We start from the raw sequence: 25,679 nt of genomic DNA on the forward strand, positions 1-25,679 counted from the left end.
CGGTGAGGTCTCCACGCGCCATGGTGATGGCCTACCAGCACGGCAGAGCACCGCGCATACGAATCCTTCTGATCTCAACCCCGTACAGGCCCTAGCAGGGCGGGGTGGGTGTCGCGCACTCGGCTCGCGAGCTCGTCGCAGCGTCGCTGCTCGGCCTGTTCGCGGTGTGCGTCGATGAGAGAGGTCAGGCACAGCTGGTAGGTGATGCCATCGCGTACGGCCACCGCGTGTCCGGCCTCCAGGAGTTCCGGGGGCGGAGCGCCGAGACGAGCTTCGTGCTGGAGCGCCACGTGGAGGTCGTCGAGTGCCGAAGTGGCCCGCTCTGCTTCTATCTGAAGCCGAACGGCGTGCAGGGCCGTCACGTACGACGACCATTCCGCGGGAGTGTCGAGTCTGATGTGTATGCCGGTCGAAGCGAGAAGCTGTCCCGTCTCCGCCACTCCCGGCATGATCTGACGCACCTGGCGGAGCCGGTCGAAGGCGTCGCTCAGTTGTGCGACCGTACGGTGCAGGGACTGGTCCTGTGGAAACGTCACCCCGACCAACCCCCACCCGCGCAGAAGCTCGCCGACCGCCGCCCGGCCTTCCACCTCGGTGATGGCCAGGGACAGAAGCTCTGCGTTGGACGGTGTGATCCCGTCGACCGACATGCCGGCCAGCCACGGCTCCGCCTGCTTTTGTACGGCCGGCCGGAACGGGCCGCGTTTGAGCTGATTGCCCGCGGCGAGGTGGTCGTGCAGCCCTCGAATGGCCTCAAGATAGGAGCCCGTCGCGCCCGGCGTGTCCAACGAGGGGTGCTGGATTTCGCGGTAGCCGATGTGGTGGATCGCGTTCCGGGCCGCGTCAAGGCGATCGGTGTGGGCCGCCAGCTGATTCCACACGGCGGTCTCGCGTCCACCGAACCCGTCGGCCAGTGCGCGAACCGTCCAGTCGGACGGATCCCAGACGGATGCGTCCTCGGGCAGGCCGAGCTGTCGCAGACGGAGAGTGACATTGGCCGCGATGGTTTCCAGCCGGGTGATCAGTTCGAAGTCGAGGTGCTCAAGTCGTGCGGAGATATCCGTTTGTGCCTGCCGGGCCATGTTCTGGGCAGCGGCCTCTGCCGCGATCAGTGCCTTGAGCGTCTCCGCCCCCGGGAGTGTCGTCACATCGGGGATTCGCTGCGCGACCCTGGCTCTGCGCCGAGGAGTCTCTTCGGAGAGCAGGGTGATGAGCTCCGCGGCCTCACCGGGGGAGATGGGCGGTGCGGGCGAAGCCGAGGCCGACAGAGGGACCGGCATCCACCGGCAATCTGGTTCTTCCTGCCGCAGGTGCCGGACCACGGCGGAGAGGGTCCCGGAGTAGCCGGTGGCGATCTCGGGATGTTGATAGGTCTCGGACTCACGCAACGCGCGGACCCGCTCGGTCAGTTCCGCGGTCATACGGCGGGCGGATTCGAGTTGGTGTCGCTTCTCGGCGATGCTCTTGGCCTGGCGGACGGGGTCGAAGGACGAGAAGCGGTTCGACAGTGCCTTGATGCCGCCCTCGAGTTCCGCGGAGCCGCCGCGGCCGAGATCGGTCATGGAGACACACAGCGCGGCTATCTCCGGTGGGAGCTTGTCCCGCAGGACTCGGAGTGCCTGGCCTTTCTGGCTGGTGACCAGCACACGCTGTCCTTGCGCGAGCAGTGCCGACAGCAGGTTGGCGATGCTGTGGGTCTTTCCGGTTCCGGGCGGACCCTGGACGACGACGCCGTTGTCCGAGCGCAGACGCGTCATGATCGTCTGCTGCTCGGGGTTGGCGGCGAGTGGGAACAGTGGATCCCGCCTGAGGGTGTCTCCCGGTGTGCTCTCCCTCTCTCGAAGGAAGGCCATACGCTCCGCCGGTTCGAGGGGGCTGACGAGTTGTGCCAGTCCGAGGGGTGTCTGGGCGTCCGGTCCGGTCAGCGTGGAAATCATCTGGTCGTAGTAAGAGATCAGGGAGCCGTGGTTCCGCCTGCGGAGTACGAGCGCGGGTGCCAGCCGTATCTCCGCCTCTTTGGCGGACATGGCGTTAGGGGACCAGTCGTGCTGGTATCGGGGTTGAGGATTCGTGTTCAGGGCACGATCGCACCACGATTCCAGCACCTGGGGCACCGAACTCCGCAGTCCGATGCCTTCGCCCTCCCTGACGCGGCGACGGAGATGGTCGGTCCGCTGCGGGAAGAACGCATCGAGATCGGCCAGCAGTTCACGGTCTTCGAGAATGGGTGCCGTCTCACCCAGCAGAACATGCACCCGTTCGGTGTCCTGATCGACCCGAATGTGAAGACGTGTGGTGAGGAGATGATTCCGGATACGCGTGCCGCCGGGGGCGATCCAGGAGAGCAAGCCGGTCGCCAGCACCAGTTCCCACTCATCGTCGATCTGGTCCAGTTGATTGGAGATCGAGTAGAGATCACGGTGCCAGCGCTGCTGCCGTAGGTGATCGCGTTCCCGATCAGCCCACACCTGCCAGTGGGGCACCCACCTGTCGTAGGCCCTGACCACATCGGGCCGGTCCTGTTGGGTCTCCCATCGAGACACCGTCTTCCCGTTCTCGTCGGTTTCCTCGACGCGACGCGGACCGGTTTTGGACAGTTGGGGAGCGTCCAGTTCGGCGTCGATGATCTCCTCGTGGCGTATCCATCCGTGAAGTTCGTCCGGGAGGCTGAGAGGCGGTGTGTTCCGAATGTGATCGATGGAGAGGAACACCTCGCCCGGTCCGGCCTCGCTGTGTGGTTCGACCTCGTTCGGCAGGTCTATCAGCCACAGGACCTGACTGTAGTTGCGAAGATCCCTGATCGGGACGCGACGAGCCGATGCCAGGTCACGGAGAAACTCGACCAGCCGCGTGGTGGAGTCGACCAGCTGGGGGTCGCGGGCCAGGGACTGCTGCGCACTCACTCAGCTCTCCTTCGAGTCGTATGGCTTGTGTCTCGGGGCCGGCGCAGGCCAGGAAGGGGGCTCGGCAAGGTAACGCCTCGGCGTCGCGAACGCCGTCAGGGATCGACGAAAAGACCGGAGAAGACCGCAGGTCGCGCGCGAACAGGAGCCTCTCTTCATGGAAACGGCCTCTGGTGGGCGAGATGTTAGTAGTTGCAAGGCTGCTTGTGCATGGACCGTTCCCATAATGAGACGGCTCTGCCGTTACGCATCATCCTTGCGAGATGTTGCAAATCATACGAAAAACGTAAATTGTGTAGTTTTGTCACAAGAAAGCGACGCGTAAACCCCGCATTCTCCGCCATGGGGGCCTGTGGTTTCGCCCGTTGTGCGTTATCTATCGCTATTACCGGATTAGCTGAGTAGATCGGGAGCGGAGGGCAAGACCACAGACCGGTCGGTGCTGCTGCGTGCCGTCCGCGGACAGGAAACACGCGGTCTACCCCCGATCATCGGTGCCGGCTGGATCGTCGACGGCCTCCTCTTCCTCTGGGAGTGTGGGAAGTACGTACTCTTGGGCGAGCGCCGCCAGGTGCAGGGGAAGAGGCAGGGACAGGGCGTCGAGATAGTCGGCCGCCTGACGCAGCTGGTGGACGGCCATGGCCAGGGCTTCGGGAGTGTCTCCCTCTTCGTTGGAAAAGGCCGGGTGGCAGCCCAGGACGGTGACCTCCATGAGGGCGGGGTTCCAGGCGGGAATCTCGGTGTCGATGGTCAGCTCGCCTTTACGTGTTCCCATTCGCAGCGGGCGAGGGGCAAGTTTGTCGGCCTCCACAGAGGAGGCACGAAAGGTTCCGGCCTTGTCGCTGGTGCTGTAGAAGACCCGCGAACCAGGGGCCTCGGTCCACAGGCCGGCGGCGAGGCCGTTGACCCCGGAGGGATTGCCGATTCCCCACCACTGAGGCGTCTCGCGCCCGCTCGCGTCGCGCACCCGGACCAGCCGCAGATCAGGGTCGAGCCGACCGGCCGACGCGTGACCAGCCCTGATCAGATCCTGTACGACCTGACCGTCCTGGAGCCAGGGCCAGTGCGCCCGGCCGTTCTGGGAGTGGGCGAGCAGCAGGGTGGGGCGGCCGTGCAGGGAGCGGAGCATCTTCTGCAGGTAACGGGCGGTCTGCGCGCGTTGTTCGTTCCCTTTCCGGCGCCGTTCCTGGAAGGTGACGCGGGGCTGGGGGCGCCCGTCGCCAACCGGAGGCGGGGACATCTCCGTGCCGAGCGCGGGATCATCCTCGACCTCGTCTGACGCGCCGGGTGCGCGGCCCTCGTCGATCTCGTCCGGCATGCCGGGGAGCTCGGCGATCCTGGTCAGCCGGAGCAGGAATTTCGGGTACGGGATCCAGGCGCGCTGTTCCGGGTCCCAGCCACGGATCACGGCCTGGCCTGATCCAGGCTCCGAAGGACTCACCAGGACGGTGACCGGGGTGTGCCGGGCCACCCGGGTGGGACCGTCGGCACGACGCTTCACCATCCACACGGCGGCATAGTGGAGATCGGAGGGAAGCCGGTCTCCCAGTGTGTGCTCGGGTACCACCCGCACACCAAGCTGGCGGAGCCCGTCCAGCCAGGCCGAACGGGCGCGGTGCGCCGCGTTCTTCTCGGAGTTGTAGCCCCTCGCCTTTCGAGGGACGGCGGTGAACTGGGTGACCACTCCGGCGTCGGCACAGCCCAGCCGCAGGGCGAACTTGGGATCGTGGGCCGGGGTCGTGAAGTCGGCCCGCCGGTCGATCTCCACCAGAGCGAGGGCCGCGGAGTCCGGATCGGCGCCGTCGGCGGTCAGGAAATCGGCCACGGCGGCCCGGCGGGCGGTGATGGCCGCGGCGAGAGCCCGCTCCCTGCCGCGGGTCGCCGGGTCGATGCCGAGGGAATCGGCGAGACCTCCGGACAGAGGCAGGCAACGCAGCCGGACGGCGAGTTCAGGCGTCTCCCAGCGGAGGAGGACCGGGTCACCGGGCTTGGCCGTGTCGAAGGCCTCAACAGCGGGAGTGTCGCCGTCACCATCCAGGGCGAGCACCTCGGCAAGGGCTGCGATGGCCGTGTCGCGCATGGTGGCGGTCTGCCACAGGAGACGGGCCTCCATGACCGGGGCGCCGGTAGACGGTGTCTCTTCGCCAGACAGGGATCGTATGGCGACCGCGAGGGCGGCGCGGCGAGCATGGGCGGTTCGCACCTCCTCAGCCTTCTTGGCGTCTCCCCGAGGCTTGGGACGCGCGTTGGCCGGCGTATTCGAGGAGATTCCGCTGCGCCTCAGGTCGGGAGCGCGCAGCAGCCCCGCGGGAAGTGCCTGTTCGGCCCACTCGACGATCTGCGAGCGTTGGTTGGGCATCAGACCGGCTTTGACACCGTGCTGGCCCATGTGGTTGCTGTGCACCACGGCGGCACGCACACCGGACCCCTCGCCGATCCATCGCTCGGGCGCGGTGAGCAACTCCGCAGGGTCGGGGAAGGGGTGCCCGAGGGCGATGGCCCGCAGGATTCCGGCGGGGCCCGCCTCGCGCCAGCCGTGGGCCCGCTCGTCGCGGTTCCAGGTGAGCCGGGCCACCGCGTAACGCTCGCAGGTGGGTGTTCCCGGAAGCCAGGGTACGGTCGGGCGCAGGTAGACCGACGTGTCGCGGCGGAAGGGGAGATAGAGGCGGCCGTTCGAGCCGGGATGGGTGGCCCACCGCCTCAGGCTCGTGTGGATGTGCAGTCGGGGGTGCGGTGAGAACGGGACGGTGTGCAAAGAGATGTTGATGACGACGGAGAACCACCAGGTGCGGTCCTTGCCCTGGTGCGGCAGAGGTTGCGACATCAGCTCCGCGCCCTGCTGACGGGGGCCGCGCGGAACGGCCCTGAACCGCAGAAGCCCGGCGCCCGTGTCGTAGGGCGGCAAGGCGAGGACGCGGCGTGCCAGATGGTCGGTGGCGAGCTGGAACTGCCTGCCGAGGGGGAGCGCGGTGCCTCCGTCGGTGGTGTCGCAGCCCAGCAGATCCACCTCCACCTCGGACCAGCGCGGCGGGTCGGCGCGCAGTTCGGCGAGGGTCTCGACGACTCTCGCACGGTGTTCCGGCTCCGGGCGCAGATTGCGCACCCAGGCGGTGAGCAGTCGCTCGAACGCCGCCTCCGGCAGCGGGTGGGGGATGTCGGCGGGCGCATAGAGCCAGAAGTCCTTCTCCTGGCCGTGCTTCTCCGAGCCTCGCCCTCGCACCACCAGGTCGGGGGCGAGACTCTGCAGCACGCCGTCCATGCGGTAGGTGGGGACGGTGCGGTACGGCTCCGCTTCGGTGTCCCGGCCCGTATTGCACAATGCCAGCAGGCTGTCGCGCCACTGTTCGGGAAAGGGCAGGGCACGGTACCGGGCGGTCAGCGGTGCGGCGCCAGGGGCGAGGAGGTAGGCGGCGCGGCGGATCTCGTCGTAGGTGAATCCCATCGGGGGGCTCCTGGGGTGTGAGGGTTCTGTCAGGGACGGGCGGGACCGGCGGTCATTCCGCAGAGCGCGTCGTAGAGCGGCTGATAGAGCATCTGTACGAGGGCGGGGTCCGCCGGGTCGGCGAAGAGTCCGAGGTCGGCGTCGGCGGCGAAATAGGGGGCGAGAACGGCCCGAAGCTCGGCCAGCAGGCCGTCGCCGGGGCCGCTGAGACGAGCGGTCCGCGCGGTGCCGGCTCCCGGTGCGGTCGCCGTCGCGTATCGCGGGGCGAACCTGGCATCCACGAAGACCACCCTGGCCGGGACGCCACCACGCACCAGGCGTCCGATGACCTGCCAGATCGCCACCAGCTGGTCCCAGGCGAAGGCCCGCTTCTCCGCGGGAGCGAGCCGGGAGTAGACGTAGCGGCGGGAGAGCAGCCTGCGCCACTCACGGCGGGCCTCGTGGCGGAAGGCGAGCCCCGCCGCGTCGAGACCCTCCGCCTTGGCCACCAGATCCCCGAAGGTGGCTCCTACGAGGTCGGGGTGGTCGCGTACGAAGCGGGCCACCCAGTCGTTGATCGCGAAGATCGACAGGGACAGGTCGTCGGGCCGGGGATGAGGGCGAGCAAGGAAGAGGACGGTTCCGAAGGCGGCGGTGCGTCGCGCGTTGAGGATGTTGTGACCCCGTTCGATCGCCATCAGCGGGGCTACCAGAAGCTCGGCGTCCGGGTCCTCGGCGAAGGAGGCCAGGTCTCCCCGGCGTACGGCGGCGGCGTGGACGCGGCCGTCGGAGCCGAGGCCCCCGCCCCGTACGGCCTGCTCCAGGTCGGCGTCGTCGGCGGCGAGCACCCGGACCCGGCCGCGCCAGCGCTCCATCTCCTGCAGCATGTCCGCGGCGGCGGTCGCCTCCCGGTAACTGCCGACCAGCATCAGGGCCCTGCGGCGGCTGTCGTCGCCGATCAGGGCGAGCTCCTGTTCGAGCGGGCCGGGCAACCCGCCACGACCGGGACGGCCGAGGCGAGCGATCATCTGGCGCAGCACCGCCGGTCGCACGGCCTGGTCCTGGCCCGACAGGCTCAGCGGGGTGTTGTCGTCGTCATAGAGGAAGTGCGTACGGAAGACGGTGTTCCGGATGGCTTCGAGGGCATGGGGATCCGGCTTGAGCACCGCCTTGACGGGGGCCAGGACATGGGCGCGTGTGGACGTGCCCGCCCAACTGGTGCCCGACATCAACAACACATGGGGTCCCGGGTGCCCGGTGGAGGGGACGGCGCCCAGGCTGGGCAGCGACAGCAGCAGCTCCCGGCCCACCCCGGCACATCGGAAGAACCGCAGGGTGCCGCTGCGGCGGCCCTCGGGATCCCGGTCCTGCTCCTCGGGCAGGTACTGGAAACCGATGACGTTGCCCATCGGGGCTTCGGGGACGATCGGGGCGTAGTCGAGCGGTGGGCGCCTGGAGAGCTCGTTGTCGGTGGAGTCGAGGTTGAGCGCGGCCTCGACCTGGGGCCACAGGAAGGTGAGCCGGTCGAGGCGCTGGTGCAGCGCGGCAAGCAGAAGGGTGAACTCCAGCCGCTTGGTGGTGCGGTCGTACCAGGGGAGACTGCCGGGAACGTCGGCCGGGTCGGGTTCTCCGGTGTGTCGGCGGGCGGGCGGTGGCAGGGAGCCGTCCAGCAGCGGAGAGCCTTCGAGAAGCAGGTCCAGAACCCCACGCACCCGCTGCCGTGTGCCGTTTTCGTTCAGGGTGTGCAGCAGGTCATGGGTGGCCTGGACGAGGCGGTCGGTGTCCGTTCCGTAGGGCCCACGGTCACCGAGCGGGTCGTCACGGAAGGCGTCCAGGACGGCGGTCACCTCCTGCCTGCGGCCGGCCCGCGGAGAGGCTTCCTGCGAGACCGGCTGGGACGCCGTTTCGCGCCGCGCGAGTCGTTCGTCGTCTTCGTAGAGGATTGTCTCGTCGGGCACGTCGTCGGTGAGGCCGGAGGCGGCCGGAATGTCTGGGGAGGTCTCGCCGGGAGCGGGATACCAGCCGGCGATCAGTTTCTCCTGCAGGGTCCAGGCGCTGAAGTATTCGATGTCGGCCCAGCTACGCAGGTCCTCGTCACTCATCAGCATGGCGTACAACCGGTTGGTGGCTACGCTCACCACGTCGAGGGAGACGGCCCAGCGCTCGACGTCGCGTTCGGAGAGTGGGAGTCGTCCCTGCCTGGCCAGCTCGTCGATCTTGTGGGTGTGCAGCTTGTCGAGCCAGGACTCCGGTCCCCTGGTCACCAGGGTCGCCGACGGGGCGAACATGGTGTCCAATTGCATCTGCACCCGGTCGGCCTCGTCCACGATCATGATGTCGCTGCGCAGGCAGGCCAGCTCCAGATAGCGCAGCCGTTCCTTGTTGAGGTGGTTTGGCACGGGGCTCTGCACGAGGCTGGCGGGGTTCGCGACCCAGATCAGGGCGTCGACCAGCTCCCGGGCGGCACTGTGCCGGGGGCAGGCGCTCCAGATCGGGCAGCCGTGTGCTCTGCCGAGCCGGTCCGGAGGCTGCTCGTTCCGGACCGTTTCACCGATCGGATCGAGGTCGGACAGTATCCGGTCGGCGGCGGGCTCAGACGTCTTGCGGGCGGGGTGAAGGCCGGTGCACGGGGCGTCCGCGTAACAGAGTGGTTCGACGGCCTCGTTGCCGCGCAGAGCGTCGACGACGCAGACGGTGCTCAGGTCGTCGAAGCCCGGGTGGTCGTGGGTGAGCAGGGACCCGGAAGTACGGGCGGCGAGGCGGCGGTGCAGTCGCTGCACATGGGTCTCCCGGGTGGTGGTGCCCAGCACAGGAGCGGCGGCCAGGCCGAGCTCGCGGAAGAGAGCGGTCAGCGCGAGCTGCTCGGCGACGTCGCCGACCACCAGGGTGGTCCGCATGCCTCGCGCCGCGGCCCAGACCGCGATCAGCGACATCAACGTGCTCTTGCCCGCTCCGACCATGCCGACCAGGTGCAGCAACCCGTCGAGGCCGAGCACCTCGGCGGGCGCGAAACCCCGGCCGTCGTCGGTACGTGTGTCCAGGCTCAGGGCGGCAAGGCGCCGCTCCCAGTCGCCGGGAGGCCGGCCGACCTGCCGTTCGGTGTCGTCCATCCATCGGGCGGTGTCCGCGAGTTCCGCCAGAGGTACGTGCAGAGGCCGCTCCCTGTGGGTGTCTCTCGTAGTGAGTCCGTGACCTGGAGCGGGTGTCGGGCGCAGCGACTCGGGGAGGGTGACGGAGGTGATCCGGCGGCGTTCGACGAAACGGTGCGAGCCGGGACTCGCGAGGGGCAGCTCACGCCGGGCGAAACCGGGCATGCCCTGCAGGGCGGCGTCGTACGTCGCGAAGCGACCGGTCGCGACGAAGGGTTCCACCTGCCGGGCGGGATCGCCCGCCGACGGCAGGCGGTAACCGTGCAGCCGTTCCGGAAGTTCCCGGTACGCCTCCAGGCTCTGCAGCCACATCCTGCGTCGGCGCAGGGTCCACAGCAGGTGGCGGGCGGAGACGAGCAGCCTCTCCTCGTCCGGGGTGGTGGCGAGGCCGCCGGCGCGGGCGAACGGGTAACCGCCGAGGAGCACCCATACGCCGTCGGCGGGCCGCTCGGGGTCGAGGCGTTCCATGAGCCGCAGGCCGAGTTCCACCTGGAAAAGCAGAGAGGGCTTGATCCCGCCGTGTTCCCGAGGCCAGAACCCCGAAATGTCGGAGACGAGATGCCGGTACCAGCTTTCCGTGTCACGCATCGAAGGCTCCGTTCGCGTATGTGTCGCCCTCGACCTGCGTCAGGCGGGCGGTGGGGCCGGTGTCGCCGCGCAACCGGGCCCGCGCGGCCGCGACCAGTTGCCGGTCGGTGAGCAGGGGGAGGCCGCCCGCCGCGGGCGTGCGATTGCGGGCGTACACCCGCAGGTAGTCCGGGCGGGCGTCGACGCGGTACCGGGGGACCACCCAACAGGCTTCGTCGTACGGAGGCTGCTGCCGGACCTCGGTGGCGGCCTGACCGAGAAGGCCCGGGTGGGCCCAGTCCTTGACGTCGATCGCCCAGACCCAGCCGTCGGGGAAGGTGATCCGAAGGTCGTAGGCGTCGAAGCCGGGCCACATCTCGACCGGGAGACGAAGGGCCCGCAGTTCCCTCTCCAGATCGACCTCCGCCCGGCCGGGGCCGGTGACGAACTGCCGCAGCGGACGGCTGAGCTGCCACAGCGCACCGGTCTCGTCGGCGCGCAGCGTCCGCCCCGGCGGGGGTTGTCCCTGCCGCCGGCATCGGTCGCGCTCGCACCACCGGCCGCCGTCGGTGAGGGGGACGAGCAGGGTCAGGCAGCGGGCGCACGCGACGTACGCACCGTCGCTGCAGAAACTGTCGGGGACGCGCTGGTATATCTGCTCGACGAGCTCCCTGACCGGATCCAGGAAGAGGTCGGTGGCGACCTCGAACATGTCGCCGCCGGTGAGGACGGGACGCTCCACCAGCAGGCGGCGGAAGGCGGTGTAGGACTCGGGGGCCTCGCGCTCACGGCACAGCCGCATCGCGGAGGAGATCACCGTACGGTCGTAGTGTTCCGCCGCGCTGTCACGGGCACGGGTCCACCATTCGTGGCACAGCTGGGTGGGCTTGGCGGAAACAGGATCGATGAGGAGGTCATCCGGCCCGAAGGCGTCCTGGGGGAGGTCGAGTGGCCAGTCCTCGATCGGACGGGTCCGGCACCAGGCGAGGAGTTCGGGCACGCTCCCCGGAGGTTGGGCGCCCCGCAGCAGGCAGGCGAGCACCGTGCGGTCCAGGGCGCGTTGGGCCTCGGCGGGATAGGGGAGCGTGAACGCCTCCAGGCCGGTCATGTCGGCGAGTCGCAGGACGGCCGTGGCGAGCGTTTGCAGCAGTGGGACACCGGCGTGCGCGGACCAGTCCGCGAGTGACGAGGAAGGCGGGGGCGGTGACATGAAACTGGCTCCTCAGGGTTTCCGCGGGAAACGGGACGGTGTCAGGTCGCGGGGTCCGGCGAAGGTGCGAGGTGCTCGCGACCGGGACGGCACCAGTCGAGGGCCTCGCAGCCGCCGCAGTGCCTGCCGGGAACCGGTGAGTAGGAGGTGTCCCGCTGCCAGGGGCCGGCCATCTCGGCGATCACCGCGCGAGCCTCGTCGACGACGGAGGGGAGGCCGGGGTCCAGCACCTCCAGGCCCCCGTCGTCCGGATAGAGCATCTCCAGCTCGACCCGGGAGCGGCGCATGTCCCCGCCGAGCACCCCGGAGGCCATCATGAGGACGGCGAGGGCGAGCTGGGGGTATGTACGCATCAGCGCTCTTTCCTCCCACAGATGCCTGCCTGCGGTCTTCGTCTCCCGCCAGATCCATCCGCCCTCGCGGGTGTGGAGAAGGTCGGGGGTGGCGATGACGACGACGTCGAGCTCGGGGTCGTAGCAGGTCAGCTGCGGCTGCACGCGCACCCGCTCGCCGGGATCGAGCCCGTCGAGCGGGCACAGGGCCGCGTGCTCGGCGATCATGCGGGCACCCGCTTCGGCTTCCTCGCCGGTGAGGACGTGTCCTCCGGCGGACCAGTCGCCCGGATTCTCGGGTCCCGGTGAGTGCCCGCATCCCGTGAGGGGACGGGTCGCGTGCCGCTCGTTCAGCCAGGCGTCGACGGCTCGACCGCGCAGGATCGCGGCGTTCTCAGGACGTGGTGATCTCAGCTTCAGTTGCCTGGTGAGATGGAAGCGGGCGGGACACTCCAGGTGTGTCCGCAGATCGCTGGCCGACACGCTACGCCGGGGGCGTGACAGGTCGGCGGCGAGACCAAGCATCCCGGGGGCCTGGTGCAACGTCGTGCAGCCGTTCAGGGCCTTGCATCCGACGCATCCGGAGCCGGGGACGTGCCCGGTGGCGTCCACCGCGCGGCCCAGGGCCGGCACGGTGTGCTCGGCATAGCGTCGCAAGGTCTCCTCCAGGTCCCAGTCGGCCAGGACAGTGCTGCTGCCGTCGCCGCAGCCGACGTCCACGACCCGGACCCGCCGGGGACGGGCGGTACGGGCGGCGGGCAGGCCCCTCACCGGCCGGTAGAGCTCGCCGTATCCCGATGCGCTCGGAAAGCCGAAGGCGGCGGTGTGGGCCGCCGCGGCCCTCTCGGCGTTGGAGCGTTCCTTCTTGGCGGTGCCGAAGGACAGCAGTCGCAGTTCGCGCACACCGCCGTCGGCGGAGACGTAACGGCGCCCCCACGCGGTCTGTTCGTAGTGCGCGGCCCCACGCCGGTCGGGTGACCTGAGGTCGCGCCGAACCACCCATTCCTCGGGAACGGGATAGGTGCGCGCCGTCCCCGAGGCGTTCTCGGCCTCGCGGGCCGCGAGGTAGCGAGGTACCGCCGCGGCGGTCCACTCGATCAGCCCGGGGTGAGCCGGGGGGCGGCCTTTTCCGCTGAAGGTGCCCTGTGTCCGGTGAAGTTCCGCCATCGCCTGCGCGGTCGGCACTCCCCGATGTTCAATCAGATCAAGGGCGTCCATGAACGGCTTCAACGTGAAGCTCTGCAGGGGGTCGCGGCGACGAGGTGGCTCGGGGGTCGCGCGAAGCCAGATGCGAGCCCCGGCGGCGACGGCGGTGGGACAGTCACGCGGGTCCTCCCGGGTCACCGGCAGCCCAGTGCGCACAGCTGAGCCGTCACCGGTGGTGCCGGGCGGTGGAAGCCAGACGGTCATCGGATCCCCTCTGTCGTTAAGAGCATGCGGACGCGGACTTCACCGGGAATCTCCAGGAGAAGCAGTCTCCAGGGAACATGAATCTGTGAACTGAGTCAAGTGACGTTATCTCGCTCTAAGGATTCACGCTAGGCTGTTCGTGCCGTTACGGAGAGCGGTGCGAGCGATTCATGGGATCTGTGTGAACACGGGCCGGAAGGTGAACATGAAGCCTGGTGATGTCCTGAACGGCCGGTACCGGCTGATGGAGCTTCTCGGTAAGGGCGGCATGGCCGAGGTCTGGAAGGCCTACGACAGCGCTTCGAAGCGCGAGGTCGCCGTCAAGTTGGTGCGTCCCCTTCCGGAGCTCGCGGACTGGTTCGACACCGACGACATGAACGAGGGCCGGGCCGAACTGCACGGCCGGTTTCGCAGAGAGGGGGCACTGCTCGCCGACCTCGACCATCCCGGCATCCCCGAGTTGTATGACCGGGGCACCCACGGGGACCGTCCCTACATCGTCATGCGGCTGGTCGACGGCAGCCCGCTCCACCGGTTCCTTGCGGCGCACCGCCCGCTTCCGCGTCCGGTGGTGGTGGCGATCGCCTCCCAGATCGCCGCCGCGCTCAGGCGCGCCCACGAGGTCCCCGTGGTCCACCGCGATCTCAAACCGCAGAACGTGATCATCGACCGTGACGGCACCGTCGTTCTCATCGACTTCGGGATCGCGATGCCGCTGCGTCCCGGTGTCACCCGCTACACGGCGCGGGGGGCCACCCTCGGCAGCAGGGGTTACATGGCACCCGAGCAGATCAGGGAGGAGCAGCTCACCCCCCACACCGATCTGTACGCGCTCGGCTGTGTGCTCTTCGAGTTGTTCACCGGCCGGCAGCCGTTCGACGCCGATGCCGACGGCGGCATCATCGTCCAGCACCTGCACAGTGAGCCGCCGTCGGTCCACGATTTCGTCTCCGGCGTACCGGATGACCTGGCCGAGCTCACCGGAAGGCTGCTCGCCAAGGCCCCGTGCGACCGGCCTCTCGACGCGGGAGAGGTTCTGGAGGCGCTGAGTTCCCACCTTCCCGGTCCGGGAACCCCGGCTCCCTCTCCCCGGGTCGACCCGGACCCCACGCTCCCCTTCAGGGAGCCGGGTGGTCTTCCTCGCCGCGCGGGCCCGACGGATGGGGGGCGTTCCGCCCACTCCCCGCTACCCGCCCGTTCGCACCGGACCGCGACGTGGGTCAGCCGCCGGAGCGTCGAGGAGATCCTGGCCGACGTCGGGAACGAACTCGTCGTGGGAGAGGCAGGGCCCGCCACAGAGCGGCTCGTGGCTCTCCTTCCCGACGCGCGACGGCAGTTCGGCGCCGACCCGCTCGTCAGGGCCGCGCTGATCGCGTGCGCGGACAGTCTGCGCATCGCGGGAGACTGTGGCAGAGCCGGAGTCCTCTACCGGCAGCAGGTCGACGATCTCGGTCACGTGACCGATCCGCCTTCCCTGGCCATGGCATTGATCGCCAGGCTGGGCGTGGCCGAGTGCCGTATCCCGTTCGGAGAGCTTGACGCGGCACTGGAGGGCCTGCGTGCCGTGGTGTCCCAGGCGGGGGTGCTGCCCGCCGGACTCGCCGACACGGTCGGCTCGCGCTGTGAGGACCTGGGCGTAGAACTGTCCGAGCTCGGCCGGGGCGAGGAGGTGAAGGAGATCCTCGCCCTCCTGCCGCGCCGCGCGTCCTGACGCCCCCGGGTCCGCCCTGTCACATGCCCCGGGGCGGTCGTTCACGACCAGTCGCGGGGCATCGTCCCGGCGGCCAGTCCGTCGGTCAGCCCGTCGACCAGCTCCCCGCCGATCGTCCGCGCCTCCCGCAGCGACCGTTCGAAGGCGGTGAGCCGCCGGAAGGCCTCGCCGTAACGGCGCTGCTCCGCAAGGGGAAGCCGCAGCACCTGCAACCTGCGGACGTCGATGCGGGAGGAGGTCGAGGCGTGGGTTCCGGCCTGCCTCGCGTTGGCCGGGGCGCGTAGGCAACCGGCCAGGAACCAGGGGTCGAGCAGTGTCGGATCCGCCCGGAGGGCGAACAGCTGCGAGCCCAGCACCGTGGGGGCGTCGGTGTCGACCCAGGCGCCGAACGCCCGGTAGGCCCCGACGACCACCACCTCCTCCGGGACGGTCACGGTGAGGGTGCCCGCCGTCTCTCCCGCGGAGGCCTCACTCGCGGGTAGCCAGCCGGACGGCCTGCCTCCGGCCAGCACGTCGGTGACGGTGAGCACGGGTACGGCGTCGTCGGGGGCGTCACCGGTGCGCACCGCGCCGTCCGCCGGTTGCTGTCCGGCCCGCATCGTCATCGCGCCCGCCCGGAGCAGGTCGCCCACGGTCACTGTGCCCTGGCCCGCCGGCTCCTCGCCGCTCAGTTCGAGTGCGGACAGGGTCGCGGTCAGATCGCGCAGCTCATGGAGCAGGGTGCCGAACCGGTTCCACGAGTGCCGCAGGCCTAGATTCGCGGAGGTTCCCGGCTTCGGGACGTGCCGTGCGGGGGTGAGATCCACCTCGTCGTCCAGGAGATCGATCACCGGGACCACGGCGTGGTCGGCCGGCCGGTCCCTGTCCTTGTCTCCCGGCTGGATGGCCGACACCACGCGCCTGTGCAGGAGGGGCCAGTCGATCGCCGCCCTGCCCGTTCTCTGCGTTCCCCCCGACAGCTCCGGCTGGATCCCGGCCGCGTCGACCAGGAGCACCCCGGCCTCCGTCCCCGCTCCGCCTGCGGCCGGTGCCCGCAGGATCCACAGGTGCAGCGCGACGCTGTGCGGGGGCGCGGCCCCCGGTGGCAGGGCGACCACCGCGCGCAGCACGCCACTGCGGAGCAGCCCGGCCCGGACCCGGCGCCCCGCCCTGCGGGAGGCGACACCGGGCGGCATCAGCAGCACCGCCGTCCCACCGGGCGCCAGGCGGCTCAACGCGTGCTGCGTCCAGGCGAGTTCCGGTTCGGTGCGGGGAGGCAGGCCGTACGTCCAGCGGGCGTCGGTGGCGAGTTCCTCGTATCCCCAGTCGCGTTCGTTGAACGGCGGGTTGCACAGCACCACATCGGCGCGGACATCGGGATGGGGGTCGGCGCGCAGCGTGTTCCCGGACCGGACGTCCACCTCCCATACGGCCTCACGCCCCGGCGAGTGGCCGGCGAGCAGGATCCGTACGGCGGCCAGCGCCGCCTGGGTCGGGTCGACGTCCTGGCCGAGTAGTTTCAGTGGGACACCCGAGGGGTGCGCGTCCACCTTGCCGGCCCACTGCCGGGCGGCGGCGAGCAGGAGACCGCCCGTGCCGCACGCGGGGTCGAGCACGGTGCCGACATCGCCCACCTCACCGTCGCGCGACAGCTCGGCGACCTTCGCCATCAGAGCCGCCAGCGGGCGCGGCGTGACGCCGATCTGCCGGACGTGGGTGTCGAGCCAGCGGCCGAGCAGGAAGTCGAAGGTGTCCCGGGCCCCGTGTTTCCTCGCCAGGCCGACCGCGCGCTCCACCAGGGACCGCTGGGCCTCGGAGAGGCCGGTGTGGTACGGAAGTCCCTCGGCCGTGTCGGCGTCGGGCGGACCCGCCGCGTGCCCCGCCTCCTCCCGGGCGAGCCGGGCACCGGCCGCGGCGATCGCCGTCCCCATCGTGTCGCGGTCCCCGAGCGCCTCGAACTCCGGCCAGAGCCGTTCCCGGCTGCCGACCTCGTCGAGCTTCCCCTGCCGTCTCAGCCACTCCTCCACCTGTGACAGCGCGAACTGCGGGCTGGTGTCCGTGCCGCCGACCGGCGCGGGGAAGCTGTCGTGACGGCGGCGCCAGTTGCTGACGGCCGCGCGCCCGACACCGGCGATCCTGGCTATCTCCGCCAGGGTGACGGAGACGGATGGGTCGGCAGAAGGAGGCATGGGGTCTCCGGGTAGGGGACAGGACGGTGACGACCTTCCCCGCTGGAAGGCACGATAACGGCGTATACCCAGGTAGGCGCCGTGACTTTCCAGGAAGGTCCTTTCGCAGCCTATCCGTTGACTCAGTTCACCCGGGAGTCGACCCGGCCGCGGAATCCTGACCAAGGGCGACGGCGAGATCCTCTCCGGCCCACCCGGTGCCGTCCCTCCAGATCGTCGTGATGTCGAAGGCAGTGGCCGGCATCGCCGGAGCCCACGCGGGCTCCGGGGCTTGAGGAAACAGATGGAACAGCCGCCTGTTGCCGTCGCCCTCACCGCTCCCGATGTACTCGAGAGGTAGGTCAGGGGGCGGTGAACCGGGTGCCTCACGTCAGCCGTTATGCCAGAGGCCGGTTGGAGTCATGCGGTGGTGGCGTATCTCCAGGATCCTGGCGAAATCTCTTTGACGCGACGGGATACCGTGCACCAGCATCACCTGCTGAGCCGCGACCTCGTCGGCGATCTCGAGCAGGCCCCGCTTGTCGGCGTGCGCCGAGAGCCGCATCATCTCGATACGGGCTCTGAGGGGAATCTTCTTCTCTACGCCGTGGTCGTCGATGGGCAGGTACGAGGCGTGCTCCTCGGCGAGTCTGAGCAACCTGGCGCCCCCGGATTCCTCATCCTGGTATCCGGAGAGAAACAGAGCGCTGTTGGCTTCCGGCAGGATGCGAGCCGCCCACTGCACGGCCGGTCCTCCGGTGAGCATGCCCGACGTGGTGATCACCACCCCGGAGATGAACCGGTCAAGGTCGTCGGGGCGGTTGGCTCGTTTCACATTCTCGCCGACGATGCGCAGCGGGGATTCACGGTCCGCGGTGATGGATTCGAACGAAGATGTGATGTCCGCGGCCATCCCGTCGAGAAGCACCGGTATGTGGGGCAGCCTGTTCCGCATGATCAGCGCGAGCTCCTGGGCGCGGCCGAGTGCGAAGGCCGGGATGAGAACACGTCCACCGGCCGAGTAGACGTCTTCGACGGCTCGGACCAGGTCGTTGACGCGCGTCTCTCGCGCATCGTGGATTTCGGCACAGCAGGTGGACTCCATCACGAGCACGTCCGCTTCGCGTGCCGCATCCGGGATCTCGTAGCCGTCCACGGTCTCCTGGCGGAACCCGGAGATGTCGCCGGTGATGACGACGCGCCGGTCACCCGCCTGGACGACGACCCCGGCAGCCCCGAGGATGTGTCCCGCGGGGAAGAGCTCAAGCGTGATGTTCCCGATCTGACGCCGCGCGCCGTACGGGACCTCCTCGCAGCGCTGGACCGCGGCCTTGACGATGTCGCCGTGGTAAAGCGCCTCGCCGCTCGCCCCCCACTCGCGATGGGTACGCCGTCGCAGGTCCATCAGTTTCGCGGAGTCGGTCCACATGGCGGGCATGAGCCGCACGGTCGCCGGGGTCGCGATCACTCGCAGCCTCGGCATCCGCTCGACCAGGGCGGGGACGTACCCACAGTGGTCGGTGTGCGCATGGGTGACCACCACGGCGTCGATCGGTCCACTCAGGGCCTGATCGATGTCGCGCGGCGGCTGGGCCGGATCACCGGGACGTAGCCCGGCGTCGACGAGCAGGCGGGTGCCACCGGCCTCGATCAGCACGCACGAGCCGCCGATCTCGGTGGCGCCCCCCAGAGGCAGGACGCGCAGCTGGAGTTCCCGGGTGACGGCCACCCGGGGCTCCGGTGTGATGTCCGGTGGGGACATGATCGTCTGAAGCGCCGTGACAAGCGCTTCGGGCTCGATGCCCGTGACCTTCGCCGCGAGTGCGACGAGCGGAGCGACGGCGGAGGTCCGCCGATCGGGTACGGGGTCGCCGTCAGGCGTGTCGAACGTACGTCGCAGGGCGTCGAGAAGGTCGGCGACGCTCAAGTCCGGATCATCGAGACGCCGCTGGAGGGCCGACACCTGGATGTCCAGCTCCTCGGCGCGCTTCTCGGCTTCCTCAAGGGTGGCCCTGGTGTTCCGAAGATCCGCGGCGGTGTGCTCGTTTCGGCCGTTGGCCCGCTCCAGCCGGGCCCGGAGGTCGTCGACCTTTCTCTGGTGTCTCCGCAGCCGGGTCTGCTGGAGGCGGTTCGCTCTGTTCAGCTGTTCCGCCAGTCGGAGTCCCGCCTGGAGGACATCGTGGTCAGAAGAGAGCAGCAGCGTCGCGAGAGCCCGTGACTCCGGCTGGTCGTCGGGAATCCGGAGATCTCTCCGGAGACGATCCCGGAGTCCCTGGAACCTGACCAGTGCCTCGATGAGCGTTTCCCGCTGGGCGGTGACGAGCTGGTCGACGTCGTGTTCCCGTCCGGCCAGGGCGGGCCGGGACAGGAACACCTCGGCCACCGCACGGAGGATCGGCAGCAGCGGATCCGGTGTCACCGAGACCGCTCCATCCGCCGGGTCGCGTTCATGAGAACGGATTCGCGTTCGAGCTTTCCGTCGGTGCGGGGTACGAGCGCACCCAGGGTACGGAGCACCTCGACCAGGTCCGCGGTGGAGATGTAGCCTTCCTCCCGCAGATGGGATTCGGAGAGCGGATGTCCGTCCTCCTCCGCTCCGGCCAGAGCCAGAAGGTCCGAGATCGTCTCCGAGTCGTCGGCGATCTCGGTCAGCCGCACAAGCTCACGCCAGGCGGATCCCAGAGCCATGCCGGAGAGAACCCCCGTGGACTTGACGAAATCATCTGGCCTTTGGTGGAGATAGGTCCGGCATGTCTCCAAGGCGTGTTCGCGATCGACGTCGGGCCTGCTCAGGTCCTGGATCACCTTGCTGATCAGAACCGGCCATCCGCCGGTGACCCGCAACAGTGCCCCCTGACTGGTCTCGTCCTGGAATCCCAGCCCTTCCTCGTACATCCACTGCCGAACTCCCGGCCGGTTGAACGGCTGCAGCTCCACGAGGTTGGCCGTGCTGGTCAGATCGTCGATCTCGTCTTTGGCCGTGTCCGCCCCGCGGCCGACCGTCAGCCACTGAAGGGCGTGTTCCGGTGGGGCGATGACGGCGATGGCGAGAGTGCCGCCACTGGACAGCGAGACCGCGCGCGAGGCCGAGCGCATGATGCCGGTCCCCTTGATGTGCGAGAGGCCGGAAAGATCGACGATGACAAGGTTGTGTCCCGAGTTGTTGCTCGCCCGCTGTATCGCTCCGTCGAAGGTGAGGCCGTTCTCGCCGACCCGCCATGTCTGCGCCTGACCGTGCCGCCTGGCTTCGTCCTGAAGCGCGGCGGCCACCCGGTCGAGCTGCAGCGCCTTCGAGCCGGCGATCAGGTGGAGCACGTTCCGCCGGCGCAACAGCCAGGAGACCTGACTGCCGGTCAGCGGGGAGCGCTCGCGGTGTCCCAAATAGGCGGCACGATAGGACTGCGCGTCGAAGGAGTCGGCTTGTTCGAAACTCTCGGCCTGTTCGAGGACGGCCTCGACCTCGTCGGTGCCGCCGAGCAGGTTGAGGATGTGCGGGGTGCGCAGCCGGTAACGTTCCCGGTCGGCGGCGAGAACGCCGAGGTTGACGCACTCCTCCAGGAGCCCGCGAAAACCGTCACTGGAGGAGTCCTTGAACCCTTGGGGCCACCATCCCTGACAGGCGACTCGCAGCTCGCCGGCCGTCATCGTGGCGTCCGCGCCCGCGTCGAGAGAGTGGAACGCCACCACGTAGGCGATGACCTTGTACCGTTTGTCCAGGTTGAGCGTCAGCTCGAAGCGGTGACGGAAACCGCCGGCCAGTTTGTTGTCCCGCCAGACGGCGTCCACATCCTCGCGGGTGATCTCGTAGGGCAATGCCGCCTGCGGGGCGGGAAGCCGTCGCAGGCGGGTCAGCAGGGACTCCGCGAAGAGCTGGATCAGGGCGGGGGCGTTGTTGGCCTCCGCGATCACCCGTGAGGCGAGGGTGGCGGGGAAGCGCAGGCCGAGCGCGGCCAGCGGCCTGGTCAGCAGGTTGAACGCGTCCTGCGGGTCGAGGGGCCCGATGGCGATGTGTTCTCCGAGATGTGCCAGTGGCTGGTTCGACAGGCTGTCGAAGCGGGCGGTCTTGTGCAGCCCGGCGAAGACGACCTTCACCCTGTGGTCGGTCTCGTTCATCAGGTTGCGCAGGGCGATGACGTTGCTGAACGCGCGCCGAGCGTCCTCGTTGAGGAACTCGTCGGCCTCGTCCAGCAGGATCAGCAACTGCCGCGCCGGATCTTCCTCGATCCACTCCTTCACACCGTGGCAGATCTCCTTCGGGTCGGAGAGTGTCCTCGCCGACTGCGGAAGGATCTCGGCGGCGGCGAGTTTGCCGGCGAGCATGGGCCAGAGCGACTCCACAGGGACCATTCGGCCGATGTCCTGGATGATCTCGAAGATGATCTTCCGGTCCGGGTCGGACTTGCGGATCTGCCGTTCGGCCTTGCGGAGCAGGGCGGACTTGCCGAGCTGCCTGCCGCCGTAGACGAACGAGGAGCCCGTCCGGCTGGTGACCTCCTGCAACTGGTCGGAACGTCCGTAGAACATCTCCTCTGGTACGTCCCCGGTGGGCGCGTACGGGTTGGCGGAGCTGAACGGCGCGAGCAGGCTCACCGTGGAGGTCCAATTGGCCTCGGGCAGTAACGCGAGATAGCTGACCGCGGCGTCGTCGATGACGGCCGTCACCGGAATGGGGCGTTTGCGGCTGACCGCGATCAGCTGGCGCCGCTGCTCCACGGTGAGGACACCGAAGTAGAAGACCAGGACGGTCTGGTCCTCCGGCTGCTCCTTCAGCCATTCGACGACCTGCTGCGGCCCCGGTGACTTCCACACGAGCAGCAGCTTGAGGCGGTCACCCGACGGGCTCATCCTGGATCCGAACGCCGGCAGCAGGGCCTCGCCTATCGTGCTGACATTGTTGAGGGCGACCCAGGTCCGGTTCTGCGCCTCGTTGTGGCCGGCCTCCTGGTCGGCCTCAAGTCCGATCATCTGCAACACCGGCGCGATGGCGCTTTTCAGGTTGCCTGCGGCCTTGGGGCCCTGGGACATGGTCTGCCAGAAGCGCAGGCCGTATTCCGACACTCCGAACCGGCCTCTGGGGATACCGGAGACCGAAAGTCCGGCCTGTGCCAGGACGTCACCCAACTCGGGATCGGTGACGTCGTTCTTGAACTTGAGGGCCTCCTTGAGCTTCTGGAGCCAGTCGTCGCTCTCCGGCCGCTGCCGTCTCGATGAGCGGGAGGACATCCCCTCGAAGGCCCTGGGGAAGTGGGGGAAGAACCTGCTGAGATGGTCGACGGCGTCGGAGCGTTCGGGAAGCGGCTTGCCGGCCTGTGCCTGCGCGATGAACTCGTGAGCCGTGGTCAGGTCGCCCACGTCGATGAAGCCCTTGATCCGCTCCTGCACGTCGGCGACGTTGGAGTTCTCGGCGCTGAGGGCGGCCAGCCGCTCCTGCTCCACGGCGATCCTGTCATCACGGATTTTCTCCGCTTCCCGCTTCAGCTCCTCCAAAGCGTGGAAAATAACGCCGAAGTCATCCCGCTCGTCACCGGCCAGCGTCTGGAGCGTCGCGGAGAAGCGGGTCGAGGCGATCTCGGGGAGCACACCGTCTCGGCGCCACTCCGCGATCTGGTCACGAATGTTCTCGATCCGATCGCCACGCTCGCTCCTGGCGGCGGAGACGAGCTTCTCCCGGTGGTTTCGGAGCTCGGCCGCGAGTGCCCGGTCCTGGGCGGACAGGACGGCGATGACGGCTTGGGTGCCCTCGTGGTCGCCGAGATCGGCGCGCGCGAGAAAGGCCGCACGCCAGTCTCGGCCACTTCCGCCGCACAGGGGCGTGAGCTCGCTCAGGGCAGGGGTGTCGTACGGGGCCAGAGTGTCGGCGTCGACTCTGATCGTGGGAGAGAACAGGAGGTCGCCGTTGAGCACGTGGACGATCGAGGGCTCGGACTCCGGCGGGGGACTTCCGTCCAGCAACCTGAGGGTGTCGCGGACCAGCGTCGAGGCGGCCGACGCGGCAGCGGCCAAGGGCTCCGCGGACTCGGCGAGCCGTACGAGCTCCTCCTCGGCCTGGACTCTGTTCTGATTGACCACCGCACGGAGGTCGTTCAGTGCCCCGACGACCGAGGGAACGCCGAAGCCGTCGGTGCGTAGCGCCTCCACCTCGTGGACGGCCGTCACCCAGGTCGCCACGAGATCCAGAGCCCGGTTGACCTTCTCCACCAGCTTGATCCGCGCGCTGGAGTGGATCCGGCTGCTGCCGCGGTTCGACGTCCGCTCCTTGGCCGCGGCGTCGATCGTCCGATCGATCATGTGACCGGCACGGAGCTCCTTGAGCTTCGCCCTCGCGTTCCGCATCTCGTTCTCGTCGTCGCGAGCCGCGACGGCGAGCAGAGCACCCAGAGGGGCGTTCTCCTGGAGCAGGAATTTCCATACCTCGGTGGCCCGTTGAAATTTGATCGTCTGAGAGGGGGCCTCCTCAAGAAACCTCAACGCGGCCAGGGAGGCGTCTTTGCGGTTGTTCTCCGCCTGCGAGGCGTTCTGCAACCTCCCCGACAGACCCGGCACGAGATAGGCGCCGTCCTTGGCGACCTTGGCGAAGGCCTTTCCGTACGCGGTCAGCGCGGGGAAGTCGGAGACCACGGGGGAGAGATCCTCGATCAGCGGAGCGGTCTCCGGAGTGGGATGGATCAGACCCGCCCGTATCGCCGCGGCCCAGCCGAGCAACTGCCCGGCCGTGTCCTCGGCGAGGGCCTTCGACGTCACGTTCGCGACCGATTCGGTGAACATGGCCGACAGCCGTCCGGCGAACTCGCTCATCTCGGCGGCCATGGCCGCACACCGTCGCGCGTTGACCTCGGCGCTGGGGCGGCCCGCTGCTACGCGAAGCCAGGCGGCCAGGCCCAGCTGTCCGGCACGGATCGCCTCTGCCTCTGCCTCGGCCGCCTCCGGGGGAAGTCCCGCCAGATGGTCCGTGGGCGACGGAGAGGGAGAGACATGGTCGATCGTTGTCATCCCGGGGCGCGCCGGTTCTTCGGACTCCTCGTTCGCCGGTGTGATCTCGGCCGCGGGCCCGGCGGGGAGATCAGGGAAGGCGGGACCGCCGGTCACCGCTGTGGCGGGTTCGTCCGAGGGAGTCTGCTCTGACGTCGAGGGCTCCCGGACGGATGACTCCGCCGGCCGCCTCAAGCCTTCCTCCAGAAAGGCGTCCAGGTCGGCCAGCTCATTCTGATCCTCCGTGGGAGGAGGAAGCGCGGCGCCCTGAGTCGGTGACGGCGTTTCCGGCTCGTCCTTCGCGGGGGGCGTTCCTCCGCCGTCCCGTTCGCCCTCGTCGGGGGGATCCCCTTCGGAAAATCCGCTGTCGGCGGGGATGGACGAGGCGATGTCCGGTGGCTCGGGAACCGTCAGCCGACCTTGCGCCGCGGCCAAGGCCACGGCGGCCCAACCGTCCGGTGCCTCCCGCCTGAACCGATCATGCAACTCGGATGTCCGCAGGAAGGCGTCGGCGTCGTCGGCGAGGTGGATGAGCTCGGCGAGCGTCTCCAGGATCGGAGACTCACCGCGGGCGGCGGCACGGACCTCCTCCAGCAGTGTTTCGAGGACGGGCGGGCCCTCAAGGTGAGCCAGTGCGAGTATTCGACGACGCCGGGAACCCGCCGACGCGACAAGGTCGAGGGTTTGCTGGAGGGCGGCGACCGTGCCGTCGTCGGCGATCGTGGAGCCGGCCGCCGACGCGAGCCTGTCTCGTAACCCGTCGAAGCCGATGACGCTCCGCGCGATCACTTCGAGGTCGTGGTCGAGAGGCCGGCGTGCGTCGGCACATGCTCGCTGCACGTTTCCAGCGGCCTCGGCGGCCTGCAGAAGCGTCTGGCGTAGACGGCTCATCTCTTCCCGTAACGCCTCGATGGAATCCTCGGCGAGGATGTGGGCGTCGTCCGTCACAGGCTCTCGGGTCTCTTCTGGTTCTGTCGTCAACTCGGACTCTTCGGGCTCGTAGTGGTCGAGTTCTTTGATCCCGTTGAGATCCGAATTCTCGAGTGTCGCCGCTGGAAGTGACTGCTGGGCGGCACCTCGAAGTTCGGAGAGCGAGATCGGTGTTTCGGGAAGTTCCGGATGCAGGGTGCGAAACTCCTGCCAGGCGGTGCGGACCGCTTCGGCGGTGCCCGGGTCCATACGTTCGGAGGCGGGGACGAGCAGTGCGAGGGCTATCGGAGACAGCGGTACGTCACACCGGCAGATGTGCGCGACGACGAGATGGGCGAGGTTCTCGGTGAGGCCTCTCGTGTTCGCCAACATCTCAACGAAGGCGGACGCCGAGGACGCCGAGGACGCCGAGGACATCGCCTCGGCGGCGGAACCCGGTCGGAGCAGCCTCGCACAGGTATCCGCGGTGAGCTCGTCGTGGTTCTCGAACCCGCTGATGAAGGGCAAGCTGAGAACATGGGTGAGTGACGTGCTTCGCTTCCTGTCGTTTCCCCTGAGCGCGTGCACAAGGCTGGTCGCCGCTGATTTGCTGATCGACCGCATGTCCGAAAGCCCCACATGTCGCAATATCTGCTTGCGGAGAACCGGAGGGTAGCTGACAACGCTCGACAGAAGATCTTCTGCGGTGATCCTGGCCGCTATCTCCGTTACGACCAAGTCGGCGTTGGTAAATACCTTTTGCGCGCTTAAATAACCAAAAGGTGCAGGGTGGGGGGTGTGTAAGTTCTTCTTGGTGCAGTGCTGCACTGTCGGCGCCTCCACCTTCCGTACTGCCGACCCATATCGTAGGGTTTCGTCTTCTTGGATTCCTTGTTTATGGATAAAGTGCATTCTCTCGGGAGAGGTGATGTCGGGCCGCGAGGAGTGAAG

At 68.7% G+C, this 25,679-nt stretch carries 10 protein-coding genes; 2 read left to right on the plus strand and 8 right to left on the minus strand.

What is annotated here, in order from left to right; genetic code table 11:
* Positions 1 to 74 precede the first annotated feature (74 nt).
* The 5 genes from ACFYWM_RS37605 to ACFYWM_RS37625 form a co-directional block, all read right to left on the minus strand.
* A complete protein-coding gene (locus ACFYWM_RS37605) occupies positions 75 to 2,903 on the minus strand; it encodes an AAA domain-containing protein (protein ID WP_389924269.1) in 2,829 nt (942 codons plus the stop codon).
* 478 nt (positions 2,904 to 3,381) lie between these two features.
* Positions 3,382 to 6,345 carry a pPIWI_RE module domain-containing protein gene (locus ACFYWM_RS37610; RefSeq protein ID WP_389924271.1) on the minus strand — a complete coding sequence of 988 codons (2,964 nt, stop codon included), beginning with the start codon at positions 6,343 to 6,345 and terminating at the stop codon, positions 3,382 to 3,384.
* Between the two features lie 29 nt (positions 6,346 to 6,374).
* Positions 6,375 to 10,061 (minus strand): hypothetical protein, encoded by a 3,687-nt coding sequence (locus tag ACFYWM_RS37615; RefSeq protein WP_389924274.1) that lies wholly within the window; start codon positions 10,059 to 10,061, stop codon positions 6,375 to 6,377.
* Entirely contained in the window at positions 10,054 to 11,250 is a 1,197-nt protein-coding gene (locus ACFYWM_RS37620) for a hypothetical protein (protein ID WP_389924277.1), read from the minus strand. Before ACFYWM_RS37620 ends, ACFYWM_RS37615 begins: the two co-directional genes overlap by 8 nt.
* Before the next feature lie 41 nt (positions 11,251 to 11,291).
* The gene (locus ACFYWM_RS37625) at positions 11,292 to 12,992 is read right to left on the minus strand and encodes a PD-(D/E)XK nuclease family protein (protein ID WP_389924280.1); all 1,701 of its coding nucleotides are present in this window, start codon (positions 12,990 to 12,992) and stop codon (positions 11,292 to 11,294) included.
* A gap of 205 nt (positions 12,993 to 13,197) precedes the next feature.
* Here ACFYWM_RS37625 and ACFYWM_RS37630 point away from each other — a divergent pair, with 205 nt between their 5' ends.
* Complete coding sequence (locus ACFYWM_RS37630; RefSeq protein WP_389924283.1) at positions 13,198 to 14,703, plus strand: serine/threonine-protein kinase; 1,506 nt, start codon at positions 13,198 to 13,200, stop codon at positions 14,701 to 14,703.
* Between the two features lie 41 nt (positions 14,704 to 14,744).
* Here ACFYWM_RS37630 and ACFYWM_RS37635 read toward each other — a convergent pair whose 3' ends face one another.
* The 3 genes from ACFYWM_RS37635 to ACFYWM_RS37645 form a co-directional block, all read right to left on the minus strand.
* Positions 14,745 to 16,871, minus strand: a complete 2,127-nt coding sequence (locus ACFYWM_RS37635; protein WP_389924286.1) for an N-6 DNA methylase — start codon at positions 16,869 to 16,871, stop codon at positions 14,745 to 14,747.
* A gap of 370 nt (positions 16,872 to 17,241) precedes the next feature.
* The gene (locus tag ACFYWM_RS37640; RefSeq protein ID WP_389924289.1) at positions 17,242 to 19,269 is read right to left on the minus strand and encodes an MBL fold metallo-hydrolase; all 2,028 of its coding nucleotides are present in this window, start codon (positions 19,267 to 19,269) and stop codon (positions 17,242 to 17,244) included.
* Positions 19,266 to 24,767 (minus strand): hypothetical protein, encoded by a 5,502-nt coding sequence (locus tag ACFYWM_RS37645; protein ID WP_389924291.1) that lies wholly within the window; start codon positions 24,765 to 24,767, stop codon positions 19,266 to 19,268. Before ACFYWM_RS37645 ends, ACFYWM_RS37640 begins: the two co-directional genes overlap by 4 nt.
* A gap of 340 nt (positions 24,768 to 25,107) precedes the next feature.
* On the opposite strand from ACFYWM_RS37645, the gene ACFYWM_RS37650 reads away from it, so the two are divergent.
* A complete protein-coding gene (locus ACFYWM_RS37650) occupies positions 25,108 to 25,404 on the plus strand; it encodes a hypothetical protein (protein ID WP_389924294.1) in 297 nt (98 codons plus the stop codon).
* Positions 25,405 to 25,679: the final 275 nt, after the last annotated feature.

The organism is Streptosporangium sp. NPDC002721 (genome assembly GCF_042888905.1).
Classification (GTDB): domain Bacteria; phylum Actinomycetota; class Actinomycetes; order Streptosporangiales; family Streptosporangiaceae; genus Streptosporangium.

Excerpts from the sequence above, each read along its gene's own strand:
- ACFYWM_RS37620 (WP_389924277.1), bottom strand. The coding sequence starts at position 11,250 with ATGTCACCGCCCCCGCCTTCCTCGTCACTCGCGGACTGGTCCGCGCAC.
- ACFYWM_RS37610 (WP_389924271.1), bottom strand. The coding sequence starts at position 6,345 with ATGGGATTCACCTACGACGAGATCCGCCGCGCCGCCTACCTCCTCGCC.
- ACFYWM_RS37615 (WP_389924274.1), bottom strand. The coding sequence starts at position 10,061 with ATGCGTGACACGGAAAGCTGGTACCGGCATCTCGTCTCCGACATTTCG.
- ACFYWM_RS37635 (WP_389924286.1), bottom strand. The coding sequence starts at position 16,871 with ATGCCTCCTTCTGCCGACCCATCCGTCTCCGTCACCCTGGCGGAGATA.
- ACFYWM_RS37630 (WP_389924283.1), top strand. The coding sequence starts at position 13,198 with ATGAAGCCTGGTGATGTCCTGAACGGCCGGTACCGGCTGATGGAGCTT.
- ACFYWM_RS37625 (WP_389924280.1), bottom strand. The coding sequence starts at position 12,992 with ATGACCGTCTGGCTTCCACCGCCCGGCACCACCGGTGACGGCTCAGCT.